This is a genomic window from Candidatus Limnocylindrales bacterium (genome assembly GCA_035559535.1).
GTDB lineage: Bacteria > Moduliflexota > Moduliflexia > Moduliflexales > JAUQPW01 > JAUQPW01.
On record DATMBG010000025.1, the window covers coordinates 42,278 to 61,215 of the forward strand.

Genomic DNA, 18,938 nt, shown 5'->3' on the forward strand with positions numbered 1-18,938 from the left:
TGTTGTATAACAGAGTCTTCAAGGATCTCTCTGGTACAATTCTGAACGATGGCAATGAACCTTAAAAGGATAAGATTCCTTGCTATCGTTCAGAAGTACAGGATGAGAAGCTTACGGGTAACTCTGTTATACAACCTGCTGGGTTTTTTACCTTTTTAAAAGGAGGCTATAGACCATGTTTAAATCAAAAGCCACCTGGGTAGTCCTAGGACTCATTTTATTATTTCTGGTGGGGATTCTGGATGTAAAGGTAAAGCCATCCTTACCCTCTTTTGCCGATGAAAGGCAAATCCAGGATCTCCAGAAAATGAGTTTTTCTTTTAGAACGGTAGCCAAGAAGGTTACCCCAACGGTTGTTAATATCAGTGTTGTTCAAACTATCAGACCCTCTCAGTTTGGATTTCGTAACGATCCCTTCCGGGATTTCTTCGGAGATGACTTTTTTGAACGGTTCTTTGGGATTCCCAGAGAATTTAAAAATCGAGGTCTGGGTTCCGGGGTCATTGTCAGCGAGAAGGGATATATTCTGACCAATAATCACGTAGTCGGCAAGGCTGACGAGATTAAAGTAACCTTAGCCGACAAGCGAGAATTCACGGCCAAGGTCGTTGGGACCGATCCTAAATCCGATGTAGCCGTCATCCAAATTAAGGCCAGAGACCTTCCAGTGGCCAGACTGGGAAACTCCGATGATATCGAGGTGGGAGATTGGGTCGTTGCCATTGGTAATCCTTTTGGATTGAATCAGACGGTAACTGTTGGAGTCATCAGCGCTAAGGGTCGGGCGAACATGGGTATTGCCGATTATGAAGATTTTATCCAGACAGATGCCGCCATCAACCCCGGAAACAGTGGAGGTCCCCTGGTAAACCTGGATGGGGAGGTTATCGGTATCAATACCGCTATTTTCAGTCGAAGTGGAGGTTATCAGGGAATCGGTTTTGCGATCCCCATTAATATGGCCAAGAGCATCATGCAAAGTCTGATCGAAAATGGTAAAATTGTCCGGGGCTGGCTGGGAGTCCAGATTCAACCCGTTACCGAAGATGTGGCCAGGAGTTTCGGTTTAAGTAAAGCAGAAGGAGTTCTGGTCGGGGATGTAACCAAAGGAAGTCCGGCAGAAAGAGCCGGTTTTAAACGAGGAGATATCATCATCCGGTATGGGAATCGAGATGTCAACGATCCCAATCAACTCCGGAACATGGTAGCCTCAACTCCCGTTGGAGAGAAAGTCCCCATTGAAATCATTCGGGATGGTCATCACCAGACATTAACCGTGGAGATCGCCGAACTTCCTGCAGAGATAGCTTCGGCCGGGACTCCAGGAAAAGAAGTCTCCGAACTTGGAATCCAGGTACAGAACTTAACGCCAGACCTGGCTTCCAGACTGGGTTATGAAGGAGATCATGGCGTGGTGGTAGTTGAGGTAGAACCCGGTAGCCTGGCCGATGAATCCGGAATTCAACGAGGAGATCTCATTAAAGAGGTTAACCGTCAAGAAGTCAGAAACCTCAGCGATTATAACCGGGCCATAGCCAAAGCAGGCAAAAGCGATCAAATTCTGTTTTTGATTCGTCGAGGGGACAGCACCTTCTATCTGATCCTGAAGCGCTAACTAAACCCCCTTCCTCAGAGTATGGGGATATTATCCCCATACTCCCTTGTCCCCCTATCTCTACTTTACACCCCATTTCAATACCGACCAGGTAGTAGCTCGTCCAGCAGTTTTTGCTTGACCATTGGACCTTCTTTTGCTATTCTATTTATAACTCTTCATTAACCGGAAATGATCCTTAGAATCATCCTTAAACAGGACAGCTACAGGAGGTCGTCCCTACAGTTTAAGGGGTGTTTCAAAGGAGAGAGGATAGGGAAGGGACTAAGAATCACCTTTTTACGACGATGGAATGGTCAAGAATCCGGTTTGTTGATAAAGAAGGACGGGAGGTAGAGGTGAAGATCCGGGCGAGTCCGCCCGAATCAGCGGTAAAACACCTGCTATTGGAGGCAGAGTTACCGACCCTGGATATTACGCCTGAAAAGCTGAAAACCTTCTTTGCCTGTGAGGTGGATGGTAAGGTTGAAGGGGTTGTCGGTCTCGAATTAGAGGGCCCGGTCGGTTTACTTCGATCACTGGTTGTTTCCCCGCGAAATCGGTCGAGGGGACTGGGTTCAGCTCTTGTAACCTACGCTGAAGAGGTTGCACGGGTTAGGGGTGTCACTTGGCTGTATCTCCTGACCACCACGGCGGAACGCTTCTTTAAACGGTTGGGTTATAAGGTAATCCCGAGGGAAATGGCCCCTCCAGAGATTCAACGTACCTCGGAGTTTTCGACCCTCTGCCCGGCCAGTTCAGTGCTCATGGTGAAGCCGTTGTCTGAGGTTGTTTAGCTTTACCGTCGGTCGGGTACCCGCAAAGGGGTGCAAGGATGAGGAACAGAAACCGTGACTTAATTCGACGGTTCTACGAGGAGTTATGGAATAGCTTCAATAAGCGCAAGATTCCTGAGTTACTTACAGATAATATCAAGTTTCGAGGCTCCCTCGGTGAGGAGAAGTTCGGCCACTCCGGATTTGCAGAGTACCTGGATAAAATACAGGCGGCCTTCCCTGATTTTACCAACCACGTGGAAGAGATCATTTCGGAAGACGATGGGGCTTTTGCCAGGCTTACCTACCTGGGTACGATCTTGGGTATTCCCCCGACGGGATATCGCGTGGAATATGCCGGTGCGGCAGTCTTCCACTTTTATGGCGAAAAAATAGCAGAAGTATGGGTCCTGGGGGACATCCATGGGCTACTTCAACAACTTCGAGGATTGGGTTATGTTTGAGAAAGCAGGCGAGGCGCCTGTGTACCTGCCCGACTAACTTGTTTCCTTGACATACCTTGTAAAAGGACCAATATTAATGGAGTAGATGGAACTGGATCTATTAGAGTATGTGCTTTATAGTAGCTTAAGCTTATTATTTACCTGGTTGCTTTTCCGAAGAGGACCCAGACTTAGAAGTTCAAACGTGAAATTTATCTATTGGACCCCGGTTGTAAGGCGAATTGTTATCCTGGTAGTGGGTTGGTTTTTTTTGATTTTGGGAGTAGTAGGGTTATTTCTTCCTATACTGCAAGGTTTTCTATTCCTGGCCATTGGGTTAGCGATTCTTTCTAAGGAAAGCGAAACGGCTAACCGAATTCTAAAATGGCTGAAAAGAAAATATCCCCAACCTTACGCCCGATTTACGCTTCTTAAAAGAAAGATTCTTAAAAGATTCTCCAGGAATTCAATTTCCCATGACCGAGAGCAAGATAACTAAATCGGATAATTTATTCCGGAAGCTTCAACATCTGCCGGATGATCCCGGGGTTTATTTAATGAAGGACGTAGAAGGGCGGATCATCTATGTAGGAAAGGCGAGGTCTTTAAAAAATCGAGTACGTTCCTATTTTCAAGAATCCCGTTCCCTCTCTCCGAAAATCGATACCCTGGTCTCTCAAATTGCAGACCTGGAGTATATTGTCACAGACTCTGAATTGGAAGCTCTCATTCTGGAAGGGACCCTCATCAAGAAACACAAGCCCAAATTTAATGTGGTTCTCAAAGATGACAAGAATTTTCCCTACCTCAAATTAACTCTGCAGGAGGAGTTTCCTCGAGTTATTGCAGTTCGGAAAATCAAAAAAGATGGAGCCCTTTACTTTGGCCCTTATATTCCCTCCAATGCCCTGTGGAAGACCTTGAAACTTATCCATAAAATCTTTCCCATCCGCCAATGTACCTATACTATCAGTTTCAATTGCATGGAACGGCCCTGCCTGGACTATCAGATTGGGCAATGTATCGGACCTTGTGCGGCCATGTGTACGAAAGAAGAATACGATAGACTGGTTCAAGAGGTTCGGCTCTTTTTGGAAGGTAAGAAAGAAGATCTGGTTAAAAGTCTTCAGGCCAAGATGGAAGAGAAAGCCGCCAACCTGGAATTTGAACAGGCTGCTAAAATTCGGGATCAGATCACGGCTATCCAAAGGGTCATGGAACGTCAGAAGGTCATTTCCATGGGATTTGAAAATCAAGATATCCTGGCCTATGCCGTACAGGGAGATCTGGTGAACGTTCAGATGTTTTTCATCCGAAACGGGGTAATGGTCGGGCGAAGCGACTTTAACTTAACCCGCTCCGACGAGCTTGAAAAGGCAGAGATATTAACCTCTTTCATCAAGCAGTTTTATGCCCGGGAGGTATTCATTCCTGAGGAAATCGTTCTCCCCGAGCCGATTGGTGAGGAGGAAATTCTTTCCGAGTGGTTATCGCGTCGTAAAGGAAAAAAAGTTAACTTGATAGTCCCTCAACGGGGAAAAAAGAAACGACTTGTCGACATGGCCTTTAAAAATGCGGAACTTGCCCTGAGGGAAGAAATCGAAATCGGATCCGGAGAAGGTCCCGAGGTTTTAGAGCAACTCCAGAAAAGCCTGGGTCTCAGGAATCTTCCTGTCCGCATTGAGGCCTTTGATATGTCCAACATTCAGGGGGGCTATGCCGTAGGGTCCATGGTGGTGTGGAAAGATGGAAAAGCTGCCAGATCGGAATACAAAAAGTTTAAAATTAAATATACCCCCGGACCGGATGATTTTGGAATGATGCGGGAAGTGCTCCGAAGGAGGTATAGTCGGGTTTTAAAGGAGGGTCTTGAACTCCCGGATCTTATTGTCATCGATGGAGGAAAAGGTCAATTGAGTGCCGCTTTGGAAGTTTTAGAAGAACTTCGTGTACGCCATCCCGACGTAATCGGTCTTGCTAAGGCCAAAGGTGTCAAATATTCTGAAACAGATAAGGAAAAAATCTTTCTAAAGCCTGAAGGGGATCCTTTGATTCTGCCCAGGGAATCCAAAGAATTACAGCTTCTTCAAAGAATTCGAGATGAAGCCCATCGGTTTGCAGTAACGTATCATAGAACGGTGCGGAAAAAGGCAACACTCCATTCGATTCTGGATGAGATTCCAGGAGTAGGACCTCAGAGGAAGAAAGCCCTTCTGAAGCATTTTGGAAATATTCAAAAGATTCGAGAAGCTTCTGTAGAGGAACTTCTGAAAGTACCTCTCATCAACAGAAAACTGGCCGAAACCATCTGGCAGTTCCTTACTTCTACCCCAACCCTCCCCATGGATAGGATAAGAGGGTCCATCCCTCTACCTATAGAGGGAAGATAGGAGGTCTACCTTGTTGCCTTATGATAGAAGGAAACAGAATGATTTAAGGAAAAAGGTTGAGATTAAAAGGGACGATATTGAAGTAGATTTACAGGTTATCGATGGAAACATAAGACAACTCATCAAATTGTACGAGGATTTCTTTGCCCGTAAAATCTACAAAGAACCGAAAGAGCTGAGAACCCAAACCGAGTTTTTGATCCAAAAATGGAAATCTAAAGTCATTCCCAGGACCCTGCATCGTTTTAAGTTTGAGAATCTTACCCAGAAATATTCTATCTTTAAAGAAAAATGGGATCGACAGATGAGGATCCGGGAAAAAGAAGAGCGGGAGTTGTGAATTGTGGCCAGGAACCTGCTTCCACGAGCCTCTAGACCCCTACACTTCTTATTGTTCACTCCCCTTTACAATCAGTGGATTCCTGGCTAAAACAGAAAACCTTTCCTGGAGTTCCTTTTTTAAGCGCTCGGCTTCCATTCGATCTTTCAGATTTCCAACCCGAACTCGATACCAAATCCCCTGGGGTCCCAGATTAACGGAGATAAGGGTTGCATCATAGCCTTTTTCTCGAAGTTGGTTTCGGAGTAATTCAGATTCTTCCCGATTTTGGCTGGAAGCAACCTGAACGGTATAAATTGCAGATTCAGACTCAAAATTATTTTTCACAGGTCCTTCCGGCTTTTTAGAAGGTACTTCCGGTAAATTGTCCGTTCTCCGAGGTTCCAATCCGGCTTCTGTACCGGACCCTTCTTTGGAAACCTCTTCCTTTTTCGAGTCCTCGGTTGTTTGGCCTGAGTTCAATTCTTTAGAATCTGATTTGACAACCGACATCCCGGGGCTAGCTTCTGACTGTTTGATACTCTGATCTTTAGGCTGTTCGGCATCTTGGAGGACGGTATAGTAACTCAACTTTAAATCCCGTTTAGGTTCTCCCGGTTGTGAAGAAGAAGCATGCTTGGACTCCTCCTCCTTTAGTTTTCCTTGAGCTTGCTGGGTTGAAGAAGGATTATCCAATGAGGATGATGGGGATAAGGTAATGGGAGGGTTCTCTTCCAGTTTGGTCATCTCTTGAGCTTGATTTCCCTTACCGATTAAAATACCTAACCAAAGAACCAAAAAGATTAAAAGGGTCGAACAGATTCCTAAAGCGATAAGCTCTTTATCATCAAAATGAAATTCTCTCTTGCCTCTAATCTTGTTAAGATTTTTCATACCTAACAGATCCAGGAGCCAGAAGTCAGCAGCCAGAATTTTTGGATTCTGGTTCCTGACCTTTGACTCCTGACTTCTGGATTTTGCTACATCACTTCTGGAGCCGATACGCCTAACAGATCCAGGGCATTTTTTAAAACGATCTGAACTCCTTTGGCCAGGGTAAGTCTTGCTCCGGTTAGGGCCGGGTCATCGCCGATAAAGCGGTATTTATTATAATAGCTGTGAAAAATACTCGCCAGGTTCTGAAGATAGAAAGTGATACGATGCGGTTCCAGAGAAAGAGCACTCTCGATGACCACTTTAGGAAAATGATATAGTTCTTTAATTAAAGCAAGTTCCTCTTCAGAGTTTAATCGGTTTAGATCTACTTCCGGGGGAGATGGTAGAGCTATACTAAGTTTCTTGGCTTCTCGAAAAAGGCTACAGATTCTGGCATGAACGTATTGGACATAATAGACCGGGTTATCCTTAGATTGGCTTTTGGCCAATTCTAAATCAAAGTCCAGGTGACTGTCTGTACGTCGCATGGTAAAGAAAAACCGGGCCGCATCCACACCTACCTCTTCAACAAGATCGGAGAGTAAAATAAGTTTTCCCGACCGTTTAGATATTTTAACTTCCATGCCTTCTCGCATTAACCGAACCAGTTGAATGAGAACGACCGATAGGATATCCTCCGGGTAGCCCAGGGCCTTTATAATTCCTTTTACACGAGGAACATAACCTCCATGATCGGCTCCCCAAACATTGATCAGCTTTGAAAAACCCCGTTGAAGCTTATTTTGATGATAGGCTATATCCGAGGCCAGGTAAGTAGGACGTCCATCTGAGCGAATAACCACCCGATCTTTATCGTCCCCAAACTGAGTAGAACGAAACCAAAGAGCGCCCTCTTGCTCATAAATGAAGCCCTTTGATTTAAGGATCTCCAGTACCTGAGCTACGGATCCGTTCTGGTATAAGCTTTTCTCGCTGAACCAGCTATCAAAGGTGACGCGAAATGCCTCTAAATCGGCTTTAATTCGTTCCAACATAGCCTGAGAGGCGAATTCTGCAAAAAAGGAAAGCACCTCTGCTGGATCTTTCTCTACAAACTCGGTCCCCTTCCTGGCTATGATTTCTCTGGCTATATCATAAACATAATCTCCGTGATATCCATTTTCCGGGAACGGTACAGGCTTCCCATTCAACTCCATGTATCGACTCCACACGGACTGTCCCAGAAGCTCGATTTGATTGCCGAAATCATTGATATAAAACTCCTTTTCTACCTGATACCCACTGAAGGTTAAGATCCGTGCCAATACATCTCCTACCGCGGCATTTCGCCCGTGTCCCACATGAAGGGGCCCGGTCGGATTTGCGCTCACAAACTCTACCTGAACCCGCATTCCCTTTCCATAATCCGAAGACCCAAATCGATCTCCCCGGTTTAAAATGAACAGGAGTTGGTTATGCCAGAAAGATGGGGACAGGTAAAAGTTTATAAAACCGGGTCCTGCAATCTCCCGTCTTTCAATCCAGGAAGGCAACGGACTCATATGTTTTAGGATAATATCTGCAATAACCCGGGGAGGTTTTCGTTCCAGGGAAGCCAGGGTCATGGCCACGGTGGTTGTAATATCTCCATAACTTTTCTCGGCAGGTCGTTCGAGAATGATTTCCGGAAGTTGAGAATACCTCAACTCCCCTGCTTCTTTGGCCCGTACAAGGGCTTCCACAATGAGTTCTTTTAAATTACCTTCCATCATATGGCTTTTTACTAGCACACCCCAAGGGTTCTGTCAAGAAGGAAACAGAACATTTGTGAATTTACACGTAACTGTAACCATTTAGGAGGTGTCACTTTTTCTGTCTGAACACCCCCCTGGCCCCCTCCAGGGAGGACTTCATCAGCAGCAACCCTATGTCAGTCTCCCCCTGGAGGGGGCCAGGGGGGTGTTTCTTTTTCTACCTGCTAAATTGATACAGATACAATTTACACAACCTCTGTTGACATCCTCTCAAATCTGTTTTAGGATATGTTACAGACATAATCGTTTCACCGGCTAATTGAATTCAAGCCTCTTTTTACTTATTTTTTTAAAATCGAAAGGTCGTATGAGGGTACTCAAAAAGGAGGAAGTCTTAAAAGATCTGGCCATTCTCAACTTCCATGGAATTTTCGACGGAAGTAACGAAGTCTATGTGGTCGATACAGAGGGAAATCCAGATGCAAAGAGCTGTATCAAGGCCGTTTTGGAAAGTTATCCGGAGTTAAATAACGGTATCTATGAAGTGTTAGTGGACTTTCCTTTCCTGCAATTATCTGAAAGCTATCGGCTGTTGGAAGGAAAAATTTATACCGTTGATCAACTCCGGCAGATCCTTTCAGAATAGGGGGGGAATCCTATTCCGCTTTCACAATCCCGATCAAGTTCTCTCTAACCCTTTAAACACCCCCATCGGGGGAATGATTTAATAAAAAATTTAACTCATCCTACTCTAAGTCCCTTGATTCAGATCATGGGCCTATAGCCTGGAGGAGATAACTCTAACGGAAGATTTATCCCATAGAGATCCTAAAACCCAATGCCTGAGCTAACTTTTCTTCAAGATCTTTTGGCCTTATTTGGCCTCAGTGCCCTGACGGTGGTAGCCTTTCATCGGGCTAATCTCCCTCCCATTGTAGGATTCTTAATTACAGGGACCATCTGTGGACCTTATGGGCTTAGACTCATCCAGGGGATTCATCAGGTTGAAGCTATGGCCGAAATCGGGGTTATTCTTCTCCTCTTCACGGTAGGGGTCGAGTTTTCCATCCAGCAATTGGTGCGCCTGCGGACATTCCTTCTTTTTGGAGGAGGGCTTCAAGTTTCCCTTACCGTCGCATTGATTATGATCTTTGCACCGACCCTTCATATCTCCTGGGCGACGGCGACGTTTCTTGGTATGTTGGTTTCTCTCAGTAGTACAGCGATTGTCCTGCGTCTTCTATCCGATCACGGTGAACTAGACAGTCCGCACGGCAAAGCCTCTTTGGGTATTCTTATTTTTCAAGATCTTTGTATTGTTCCCATGATGTTACTGACTCCCTTTCTCGGCGGGCAGGGAGGAGATATAATGACCATTCCCTGGGTTATAGGAAAAGCACTTCTGTTTATCGGGGTCACCATCCTGGCAGCCAGGTACCTGATCCCCTGGCTTTTGCACCAGGCCGTTAACACCCGGAAACGAGAGATTTTTCTTTTAACCATCATTTTCCTTTGCTTGGGTACCGCCTGGGCAACCGCAAAGGTTGGGCTTTCTCTGGCTCTGGGGGCCTTCATTGCCGGACTTGTCATCTCTGAATCCGAGTACAGCCATCAGGCCCTTGCCGAGGTACTTCCTTTCCGTGAAGTTTTTAACAGTCTATTTTTTATCTCCATTGGCATGCTCTTTGACGTTCGAACTCTCCTCTCAGCCCCCTTTCTTTTCCTGGCAGATCTGTTGATCGTTATGGCTGTAAAAATGGTGGTAACAGGTGGAGTGGCCTTTCTTTTGGGACAATCTTTAAGAGTTGCGGTCATAACAGGTTTCTTGCTTGCGCAAATCGGGGAGTTCTCCTTCGTCCTATCCCGAATAGGTGCTCAAGCAGGTCTTCTTGATGCCCGTTTGAACCAACTCTTTCTGGCCGTTGCAGTAGGAACCATGGCCATGACCCCGGGACTCTATAAACTCGGATTCCGACTGGCGATCTGGCTAGAAAATCGGGTTCCAAAGCCCTGGCTTGTCAATCGAGAGATAGCAACGGCGGATGGGAGTATCCACCAGCCGCTGGAGGATCATGTCATTATCATCGGTTATGGTGTAAACGGTCGTAACCTGGCCCGGGTTCTAAAATACGCCGGAATTCCCTATACGGTTATCGAGATGAACCCGGAAATTGTGAGAGTCGAACGTAAAAAAGGAGTTCCCATCCTATTCGGGGACGCTACGAACCCGGAAATTCTTCAACAGGCCGGAATCGAGAAAGCCAGGGTTGTTGTAATCGCAATCTCCGATGCTTCGGCCACCCGACGGAGTACCGACCTGGCCAGACGGCTTAATCCCGGGGTGCATATCATTGTACGAAGCCGATATTTACAGGAGATGGAACCTTTGTTTGCCCTTGGTGCCCAGGAAGTCATCCCGGAAGAGTTTGAAACCTCCGTCGAAATTTTCACCCGGGTCTTGCAAAAATACCTGGTACCCCGGGACGTCATCGAGCATTGTATCCAGGAAATCCGTCGGGATGGCTACGAAATGTTCCGATCCCTCTACGAAGCTCACCGGCCAGGTGAAGGATTACATCGCTTCTTGAGTGATCTATCTCTGGAGGTTTACCGGGTTAAGCCCGGAAGTCCTTTAATCGGTAAACGACTTAAAGATTCCGGACTCAGAGAAAAAACCGGAACAACCGTCATAGCCATTCAGCACCAGAATGAAGATATCCTTGTAAACCCAACTTCCAGGGATATCTTCCAGGAAGGAGATCTGGTTCTGCTTCTGGGACGCCCCGATCAGCTCACCGCTGCAGCCAATTTTTTTCAGGAAGGTTCAAATCAAGGAGGATAATATGAATCCCTTATTTCAATGGATTATAGCCCATACCACCGCCAAAGCACAAACCCGACGATGTCCCAAGTGCCATCGTACTCAAACTGTTCCAAAAAGCAAAATCCAGGACACAATTCCCTGCGAATCTTGTGGAACGCCTATTACCCCTAAGTATATCGTTAAGTAAACTTTGTTAAGCAGGAAACTGGAATGGGATTTATAAAAGGCCTAACACCTTGCTAACGCCCTAAAAAATAAAAAAATAATACACAAATTCCAAACTTGAGTGTAATATGATTTTTGAAGGCCTTAGGCCCAAGAATGATAACGGTTTATAAACCGGGTACAGAAAATCCTGCGCTTCGCCTCGAGCGGCCAAGCTGTAGGAAGAGTAAAAATCTCGATCCATGAATCGACGCCATTTTATCATCGGTTTTCTGAGTCTTGCAACCTCCCCTTTGATTCTCTTAAACCTGGTTGGAGATCGTAGAGTTATGGCTGATAAAATCGAAAAAATTCAAAAATCCAATGCAGAATGGAGAAAAATTCTAACACCGGAACAATATCATATTTTGCGTGAAGAAGGAACCGAGCGCCCCTTTTCTAGCCCTCTTAATAACGAGAAAAGAAAGGGCTTGTATGTTTGTGCAGGATGCGGACTTCCTTTGTTCACCTCGGAGATGAAATTTGATAGTGGTACAGGTTGGCCGAGTTTCTTTACTTCTATAGAAGGCCACCTGGAAACTAAAAGAGATTTTAAGCTGATTTTCCCCCGTACGGAGTATCATTGTGCTCGATGTGGAGGTCATCAAGGCCATGTCTTTGATGACGGTCCTCCACCGACCGGCCAGCGATGGTGTAATAACGGGGTGGCTCTCAAATTTATTCCCGATCAAACAGAAGGAAATAATTAAGAGGGTAAAATCTTACAGGGCGAAGCAAGATTTCGCCCTACCCCTGCAATTTACCGATATAGCCTGGTAGAAGATCTTTCCAGGTATATCATGAGGTCGCCGGAGGAGCAGGTTTCAAACCTGCTCCTATACAGCCAGTTGAACCCGGGAAATTTTACGTTCTTCTGAATGGGAATTCAGGTATGGAAAAAATCCTTCTAGGTCTCTTTTCCTTCTAAGGCCAGGCCTGAAATAATCTCGGCTCCTAATTCTGTAAAAACCCTGGGCGAGATTTTGATCTTCAACGAACGACCCCCACCCCCTAAAATGATCCAATCCAGACCCATGATTCGTTCATCGACATAAAGCGGTAAATCCTTAGGCAGTGAAAAAGGGGTTACGCCACCTACCTGCATACCGGTAAGAGTTATCATCTCCTCGGGAGAAGCAAACGAAGCTTTGGAAACGCCCATAAGACTCTTAACCCGATTATTTACATCCAACCGGGTGTTGGCTAAAACCACACAGGCTACATATTTCTTGGGTCCTCTCTTAGAAGTGACGATGAGGGTGTTGCAGGAGCGCTCAACGGGATAACCGTATTTTTTGCAAAAGGCTGCCGTATCGGCAAATTCCGGATCAATCTGAATCGTTTCGTAAGGAATTCCAATTTTATTTAAAGCCTCGATAACCTTCTGTTCTGGTTCTGTCATTTCGTACAGGCCTCCTTTCTGGATATTTCCAGATCGACTTAAAAAATTTTAAAAAAGAATAGATCAAAGCATTGACCTCAGGTTATATCAATGTACTTATCCTCTGATTCAGAAGAAAGAAAATTTTCACATAACTCTTCTTCAAGATAGGAAGTTTTCCGGGTAGATTTTTTTATTGCTTCGGCCGATTTTGATGAATATAATCTCTTTGAGAGGCTCAAGACAGGAGTTATTTAATACCCTGGTTTATGACCGGGGTAGCTTTTTCAAACCTTATCATGAGGTCAGGATGAGGAAGATCTTAATTTTTACTAGAACAAGGGGATTTCGCCACGAATCGATTCCTGATGGGATTGCTGCGATTCGGTCTTTAGGTAACCGGCATCAGTTTCAGGTCGAAGCCACGGAGGATGCAGGGGTTTTTACCGATGATAATTTAGCAGGATACCAGGCGGTTATATTTTTAAATACAACGGGGGATGTTCTAAATCCAGAACAGCAGGCGGCTTTTGAGAAGTTTATTCAGAAGGGAAAGGGTTTTGTTGGGATCCACTCGGCGACGGATACGGAATATGATTGGCCCTGGTATGGCCGGCTTGTCGGGACTTACTTTAAAAATCATCCGGCCGTCCAACCGGCGACTCTTAAGGTGGTGGATTCAACCCATATCTCTACCCGGCAATTACCCTCTGAGTGGATCCGAAGCGATGAGTGGTACAATTTTCGCCATGATCCCAGTCCTCAGGTTAAAGTACTTATCCAGATAGATGAAACGACCTATTCCGGGGGTAATATGGGAGAGAGCCATCCTATTTCCTGGTATCACGAGTATGATGGAGGGCGAGCCTGGTATACCGCCATGGGACATACCCGGGAAACCTACAAAGAACCGCTGTTTTTAAGCCATATAGGGGGGGGTATTTGTTGGGCGATGGGTAAGGAGATGGAATAAAGGGGGTATGGGACAAAGGAGGCCCGGATTATTTTATGGCAAAGCTGGTAGGAATAGATATTGGTGGGACTTTCACGGATATGATGGTTCTGGATGAAAATCTTCATACCCTACAGATCGGCAAAATCTCTTCCACTCCCAAGGATCCTTCTCTGGGTTTGATGGCAGGTCTCGATATGCTTGAGATCGATTACAGGGCTATCGAGCTGGTCATTCACGGTACCACGGTCGCTACCAATGCGATCCTGGAGCGGAGAGGTGCGCGTTGTGGGCTTATAGCGACCCATGGGTTTCGGGATATCCTGGAACTTAGGCGTCGGGACCGGCCTCATCTCTATGGCCTTACCGGATCTTATGAGCCTTTAATTCCGAGGGATCGGCGTAGGGAAGTTTCTGAACGGATCTCTGCCGAAGGAGAAATTCTTATTCCTCTGGCCGAGGTGGAAGTCCTGGCAGAAGCAGAAAAACTTGTGGACGCCGGTGTAGAAGCCATTGTAATTAGCTTCTTAAACGCCTATATCAACCCTGTTCATGAGCGAAAAGCCAAAGCCCTTCTTGAAGCCCGCTGGCCCCATCTCTTTATCGTAGCTTCGGCAGACATTCTTCCCCTTATCCGTGAGTTCGAGCGAACCAGTACGGCTGTCGTAAATGCTTATGTTCAGCCTATTGTCAGTCGCTACCTGACTAAACTCCAACAACGCCTGGAAGAGCGGGGATATAAAGGAAGTCTCCTTATTATGCAGTCCAACGGAGGGATGATGTCGGTGGAAGCGGCTCGAACCCTTTCTGTAAATACCATTCTCTCCGGCCCGGCAGCCGGAGTTATTGCCGCTACCCGGATCGCCGGAGAAAGTGGATTTCAAAACCTGATCGGCTATGATATGGGCGGTACCAGCCTTGATGTATCCCTGGTGGTTGGAGGAAAACCAACCGTCTCAAACGGAACAGAACTCGAATTCGGTATTCCCATCATGGTTTCTATGATCGATATTCACTCCATCGGAGCGGGAGGAGGGAGCATTGCCCGGATCGATCCGGGGGGAGTTCTTCAGGTAGGGCCTCAGAGTGCAGGAGCAGAGCCAGGACCGGTGTGTTATGGGATGGGAGGGACCCAACCAACAGTTACCGATGCCCATCTGATCTTGGGAAGGATCAATCCCGATTACCCCATCGCCCGAAGGAAAGGGTTCTCGTTGGATGTTATACGGACTCGATCCATTATCGCCGAAAAAATTGGAAAGCCCCTGGGTCTCTCTCCAGAGGAAGCCGCTCTGGCCATCATTACCGTCGCTAATAATCGTATCTCCGGAAGTATCCGGCGTATCTCCATAGACCGCGGTTACGACCCCCGGGACTTTGTTCTCTTCTCCTTCGGAGGAGGTGGCCCTCTGTTGGTCAGCTTTCTTCTTCGGGAGTTGGGAGTTGCCAGGGCTATGGTCCCCTATTATCCCGGAATCACCTCGGCCTGGGGATGTGTCATTGCCAATCTTCAACACGACTTTGTAACCACCGTTAACCGTCGCCTTTCAGAGCTGGATCCGACAGAAATAGAACGAATCTTTACCGAACACCTGGACCGGGGAGAAAAATTAATCCGACAAGAAAAAATTCCCCTGGTTCACCTGAATATCCTCCGTGAGACCGACATTTCCTATGAAGGGCAAACCCACGTCATCCGTATGTCTTTACCTGCAGGACCCCTTTCCCCCTCCTTGATCGCAGAGAATTTCCGCCATGCCTACCTCCGCCAATATGGACAGGTAGAGGAAGCTTTTGGCGGACTGGAAACGCTCCTGGAACGTCTCCCTGTTCGTTTACTCAATCTCCGGACCTCGATCATAGGCATTCGCCCGAATCTGTCCCTGAAAGATTTTTTGACCCGGCCGAAAACTTCTCTGAAAGAGGCCCAGAAAGGTACCCGACCTGTGTTTGTGGAAGATCGATTTATGGAATGCCCGGTCTATGAGCGTTCTCTTCTACCCTGGGACATCCATTTCTCTGGTCCTGCCGTTATCGAGCAGCCGGATACAACCATCTGGCTGGAACCTTGGGTCCGGGCTTACGTGGAGGAAGGTGGAAATCTATTGATGGAGATGAGATAAAATCGCCCTTATCCTAATCCCTCTTCCCTATCATGGCAGAGAAACCCGAGGTGAGGGAAAACACAAGAAAAATATCTCAAACCCTCTAGAAAACCAAAAGCCTATGAAGCAAACTAAAACGAACTATTCCCTCTATGCCTGGCTATTAACTTATTTTATCCTGGTAGGATCGATCCTGAATAATACAGTTCCCTATGAAACCGACGAATCCTTTTATATCACCTCTTCCATAAACATGGTAAAAAACCATAACTATCTCCTTCCCACCTATTTTGGAGATGTAAGATTTCAAAAGCCTATTTTACCCTATTGGATCGTTGTGTTAAGTTATAAATTATTCGGTATTCATCTCTGGAGTTCTCGAATTTTATTTTTAGTCATTGCATGTTTAACCCTTTTTACTCTTTATAAATTCGCACTGTTGATAATCCCCCATCAAGAATTTGCAATCCTGACCATCCTTCTGTTGTCCTCCTCATCGATTTTTATCGAATATTCTCGACTGGCCATGACCGATTTGGTTTTAACTTTTTTTACTACCTTAAGCCTGTATTACTTTTATAAAACCCTGGTCCAGCCTAAGGGGTTAAAAATAAATTATTTCCTTGGATACATGGCCATGGGCCTGGCTTTTTTATCCAAAGGTTTTGTGGGGATTTTTCCCCTCTTCGCCATGCTTTTCTATTTAATTTACTTGAAACCGGAGAATTATAAAAAATATCTCATTTATTTGATTCACCCGATTAACCTGTTAGCCTTCATGCTCATTGCCTTTCCCTGGTATCTGTATGCTTATACCTATCATTACCAGGAGTTATTCGAGCAAATCAAAACAGAATCTTCTGCTGTATCTTTACTGTCTAACCTTGAATCCATGATTGAAAATATGGCCTATTACTTCCGGGTCATTGTGTACTATTTACCACTTACAGTAGTTGCGGCTTATATATACCTAAAAAAAAGAACGGTATTTCCAAAGGAATTTACTTTATTTTTACCCTATATTGGCGCTGTTTTGGTGGTATTTATATTCTTCGTTGAGCGACACAGGGCCAGGTATTTACTGGTTTTATTTCCCCTTTTAGCCATCTTATCTGCCTATCTTTTTTATAAGAATGGCCTCGCCAGCACCCTGAAAAAGATTGCAATAGGTCTTTTTTGCCTGCATTTAACCCTCTTTTTACTTTATTCTTATTTCTCCGGAGAACCTATTAAAAAACTGGTTCTTTACTGGAAGAATCTTCAACAGGGAGACCTTGCCGTATACGGTCTGGATAGATACACTACAAGCTGGGCTCAGGCTTTCTCTGAAGGTCAATTAAAAGAATATGATAGGGAGGTTGAGTATATTATTCTTCTGAAAAAAGATTTGGACGCCTTCAAAAATTACGAAATCCTCCAGCAGGCCAAATTATTAAGAAAAATAAAATTTAAAAACTATCAACCCGTTAAAGACGAAAGGGAATACGTTTTGATCAAGCGGATATCGGGATAATCTCCTCACCCTATTGTCCTTTTTGTTGGAGCAAATCCTTAGTTCTTGACAAATCCTTATCAGGCCTTTAAACTTAAAACAAACGGTTAAGTTAGGATTCAAAATCGAGGACAGAAACGATGAGCGATATAGGAACATCAATCAATCGACAGGCTCTGTTGACCGAGTTGCAACAGGCCTTTGATGAGCGGACCGCAGGCGTTCTCCTGAACGTATTGGATAAAGTGGTCACGCAGATCTACCAGGTTGGTGTGCCGCGCGAGGACTTTCGAGAACTGAAGCAGACCGTGGCCGAGTTAGCCGAGGCCCAGCGGCGGACCGAGGAGCGGGTGGCCGAGCTGGTTGAGGTCCAGCAGCGGACTGAACAGCAGATAGGCGAGTTAGCAGAAGCCCAGCAGCGGACCGAGGAGCGGATAGGCAGTCTGGAGCTGGCTGTGGAGCGGCTGACTGAGGCCCAGCAGCGGACCGAGGAGCGGGTGGCCGAGCTGGCTGAGGCCCAACGGCGCAGTGAGGAGCGCCTGGGTAGATTAGAATCGGCTATTGAGCAACTGGTCCATGCTATCGATGGCCTTCGTAAGCAGGTTGGGGGCCTGAGTGACATGATGGGTGGGGATATTGAAGATGTTGCGCACGGTGTCGTGTATGCTACATTAAGACGTGAATTTGGCTGGCAGGTAAGCATGCTGGAACGGGTATGGAAAACCTGGGACGATGAGCCAGAAGAAGTGGATATCTTCGGAACGGCTATGGATCCAACAAAACCGGAAAGAAAGATCTGGATTGTTGGAGAGGCGAAACGTAATCTGACTCTAAGAGAAGTGGAAAAGTTTAGCGAGCAACTCAAGAGAGCGCGAGAAAATCTACCCGGCGAAATCTTCCCCTTGTGTTTCTGCTACCGGGCCCGACCCGAAGTGCAGGAAGCTGCACAGAATGCGGGTATCCGATTAATCTTTTCTAATGGAAAGTTGATTTAAGAGGCATCCTGCTGGAAAAGGAATCCTAACATCTTACGTCGTGCTTGTTTCACTTGCCATTCATCAGCCCTTTTTTGTCATGGAACACAAGCGGGGAGTCGTTTTCAGTGCCAAAATCCAGAGTTACAGCCACTGAAATACTACAAAACTCCTTCCTCGGTCAAAGACGCTTTGATAGCCTGCACCATCCTTTCGGCAAGTTGAATATCTTCCTTAGCCTCATCTTCCGTAATACTGAGATCAAATTCATAATCCCCGGTCTGCCTTATTGTATCGATAAAGAAACTCACCGGCTATCTCATCGATACTATTTTTGACCTCAGGAGAAACCTCATCCAAAACAACCAAGCAATCATAATCGGAATCCGGAGCATGATCCCCTCGGGCTCTGGAACCGAAAAGAATCACTTGTTTAAGTCGGTCACCGACTGGCTTTCTGATGTTTTGCACAAAAATAGCTCAGATTTCATCTTTTACTTGATCGTCTTGTGACATCGAGATGACAGGCCTCATAGAAATATGGCTACAAGCCTAAAAGTAAAATGTCAAGTAAGAGTTAGAAATTCTTATGGACTCCTATCCATAAATCTTCTATCCTCTTTAGACATGGAACACAAACTAGTCACCAATTTCAGCACCGATGTTCAAAGCTACTTCCATAGTTTTAAATTCCTCTCCAATCAAGATAGTCAAAAAAAATCTCTTGCTTTTAGCAAAGAAACCGGTTTAATAAGATTTATTCCTATTTTAATTTTTAATAATGATATAAAATGGCTTTTTTATTCTGAAAGTCAAGGTATCGTTGCCTGATAGCTTTGGTAAGGTGGGATGGA

18 protein-coding genes are annotated in these 18,938 nt (G+C 45.7%); 14 read left to right on the forward strand and 4 right to left on the reverse strand.

What is annotated here, in order from left to right; all coding sequences use genetic code 11:
- Window positions 1-175 precede the first annotated feature (175 nt).
- The 6 genes from VNM22_08515 (at window position 176) to VNM22_08540 (ending at window position 5,543) form a co-directional block, all read left to right on the forward strand.
- Window positions 176-1,615: a DegQ family serine endoprotease gene (locus tag VNM22_08515; GenBank protein HWP47187.1), complete on the forward strand. Its 1,440-nt coding sequence runs from the start codon at window positions 176-178 to the stop codon at window positions 1,613-1,615.
- Between the two features lie 287 nt (window positions 1,616-1,902).
- Complete coding sequence (gene arsN2, locus VNM22_08520; GenBank protein HWP47188.1) at window positions 1,903-2,391, forward strand: arsenic resistance N-acetyltransferase ArsN2; 489 nt, start codon at window positions 1,903-1,905, stop codon at window positions 2,389-2,391.
- A 38-nt stretch (window positions 2,392-2,429) separates the two neighbouring features.
- Window positions 2,430-2,834, forward strand: coding sequence for an ester cyclase (locus tag VNM22_08525; GenBank protein HWP47189.1), 405 nt, complete (start codon window positions 2,430-2,432; stop codon window positions 2,832-2,834).
- A gap of 184 nt (window positions 2,835-3,018) precedes the next feature.
- A complete protein-coding gene (locus VNM22_08530; protein ID HWP47190.1) occupies window positions 3,019-3,312 on the forward strand; it encodes a PGPGW domain-containing protein in 294 nt (97 codons plus the stop codon).
- On the forward strand, window positions 3,290-5,203 hold the full coding sequence (gene uvrC, locus VNM22_08535; protein HWP47191.1) for an excinuclease ABC subunit UvrC: 1,914 nt from the start codon (window positions 3,290-3,292) through the stop codon (window positions 5,201-5,203). Before VNM22_08530 ends, uvrC begins: the two co-directional genes overlap by 23 nt.
- Before the next feature lie 13 nt (window positions 5,204-5,216).
- Window positions 5,217-5,543 carry a hypothetical protein gene (locus tag VNM22_08540; GenBank protein ID HWP47192.1) on the forward strand — a complete coding sequence of 109 codons (327 nt, stop codon included), beginning with the start codon at window positions 5,217-5,219 and terminating at the stop codon, window positions 5,541-5,543.
- Window positions 5,544-5,591: 48 nt separating this feature from the next.
- On the opposite strand, the gene VNM22_08545 is transcribed toward VNM22_08540, so the two are convergent.
- Entirely contained in the window at window positions 5,592-6,416 is an 825-nt protein-coding gene (locus VNM22_08545; GenBank protein ID HWP47193.1) for an SPOR domain-containing protein, read from the reverse strand.
- A gap of 86 nt (window positions 6,417-6,502) precedes the next feature.
- Entirely contained in the window at window positions 6,503-8,188 is a 1,686-nt protein-coding gene (argS, locus tag VNM22_08550) for an arginine--tRNA ligase (protein HWP47194.1), read from the reverse strand.
- Between the two features lie 331 nt (window positions 8,189-8,519).
- Between argS and VNM22_08555 the strand changes: the two genes are divergently transcribed.
- The 4 genes from VNM22_08555 (at window position 8,520) to msrB (ending at window position 11,890) form a co-directional block, all read left to right on the forward strand.
- The gene (locus VNM22_08555) at window positions 8,520-8,798 is read left to right on the forward strand and encodes a hypothetical protein (GenBank protein HWP47195.1); all 279 of its coding nucleotides are present in this window, start codon (window positions 8,520-8,522) and stop codon (window positions 8,796-8,798) included.
- Window positions 8,799-8,990: 192 nt separating this feature from the next.
- Complete coding sequence (locus tag VNM22_08560; protein ID HWP47196.1) at window positions 8,991-10,994, forward strand: cation:proton antiporter; 2,004 nt, start codon at window positions 8,991-8,993, stop codon at window positions 10,992-10,994.
- A 1-nt stretch (window position 10,995) separates the two neighbouring features.
- Window positions 10,996-11,163: a hypothetical protein gene (locus VNM22_08565; protein ID HWP47197.1), complete on the forward strand. Its 168-nt coding sequence runs from the start codon at window positions 10,996-10,998 to the stop codon at window positions 11,161-11,163.
- A gap of 220 nt (window positions 11,164-11,383) precedes the next feature.
- Entirely contained in the window at window positions 11,384-11,890 is a 507-nt protein-coding gene (gene msrB, locus VNM22_08570) for a peptide-methionine (R)-S-oxide reductase MsrB (GenBank protein ID HWP47198.1), read from the forward strand.
- Window positions 11,891-12,087: 197 nt separating this feature from the next.
- Here the strand turns inward: msrB and VNM22_08575 are convergent, their stop codons facing one another.
- Window positions 12,088-12,582 carry a YbaK/EbsC family protein gene (locus VNM22_08575; protein ID HWP47199.1) on the reverse strand — a complete coding sequence of 165 codons (495 nt, stop codon included), beginning with the start codon at window positions 12,580-12,582 and terminating at the stop codon, window positions 12,088-12,090.
- Between the two features lie 289 nt (window positions 12,583-12,871).
- Between VNM22_08575 and VNM22_08580 the strand changes: the two genes are divergently transcribed.
- From VNM22_08580 to VNM22_08595, 4 genes are all read left to right on the forward strand, one after another.
- Window positions 12,872-13,534: a ThuA domain-containing protein gene (locus tag VNM22_08580; GenBank protein HWP47200.1), complete on the forward strand. Its 663-nt coding sequence runs from the start codon at window positions 12,872-12,874 to the stop codon at window positions 13,532-13,534.
- Window positions 13,535-13,569: 35 nt separating this feature from the next.
- Window positions 13,570-15,636 (forward strand): hydantoinase/oxoprolinase family protein, encoded by a 2,067-nt coding sequence (locus VNM22_08585; GenBank protein HWP47201.1) that lies wholly within the window; start codon window positions 13,570-13,572, stop codon window positions 15,634-15,636.
- Window positions 15,637-15,739: 103 nt separating this feature from the next.
- The gene (locus VNM22_08590; GenBank protein ID HWP47202.1) at window positions 15,740-17,131 is read left to right on the forward strand and encodes a glycosyltransferase family 39 protein; all 1,392 of its coding nucleotides are present in this window, start codon (window positions 15,740-15,742) and stop codon (window positions 17,129-17,131) included.
- A 119-nt stretch (window positions 17,132-17,250) separates the two neighbouring features.
- Window positions 17,251-18,105 (forward strand): hypothetical protein, encoded by an 855-nt coding sequence (locus VNM22_08595; GenBank protein HWP47203.1) that lies wholly within the window; start codon window positions 17,251-17,253, stop codon window positions 18,103-18,105.
- A 246-nt stretch (window positions 18,106-18,351) separates the two neighbouring features.
- On the opposite strand, the gene VNM22_08600 is transcribed toward VNM22_08595, so the two are convergent.
- Window positions 18,352-18,555, reverse strand: coding sequence for a nucleotidyltransferase domain-containing protein (locus VNM22_08600; GenBank protein ID HWP47204.1), 204 nt, complete (start codon window positions 18,553-18,555; stop codon window positions 18,352-18,354).
- Between the last annotated feature and the right edge of the window lie 383 nt (window positions 18,556-18,938).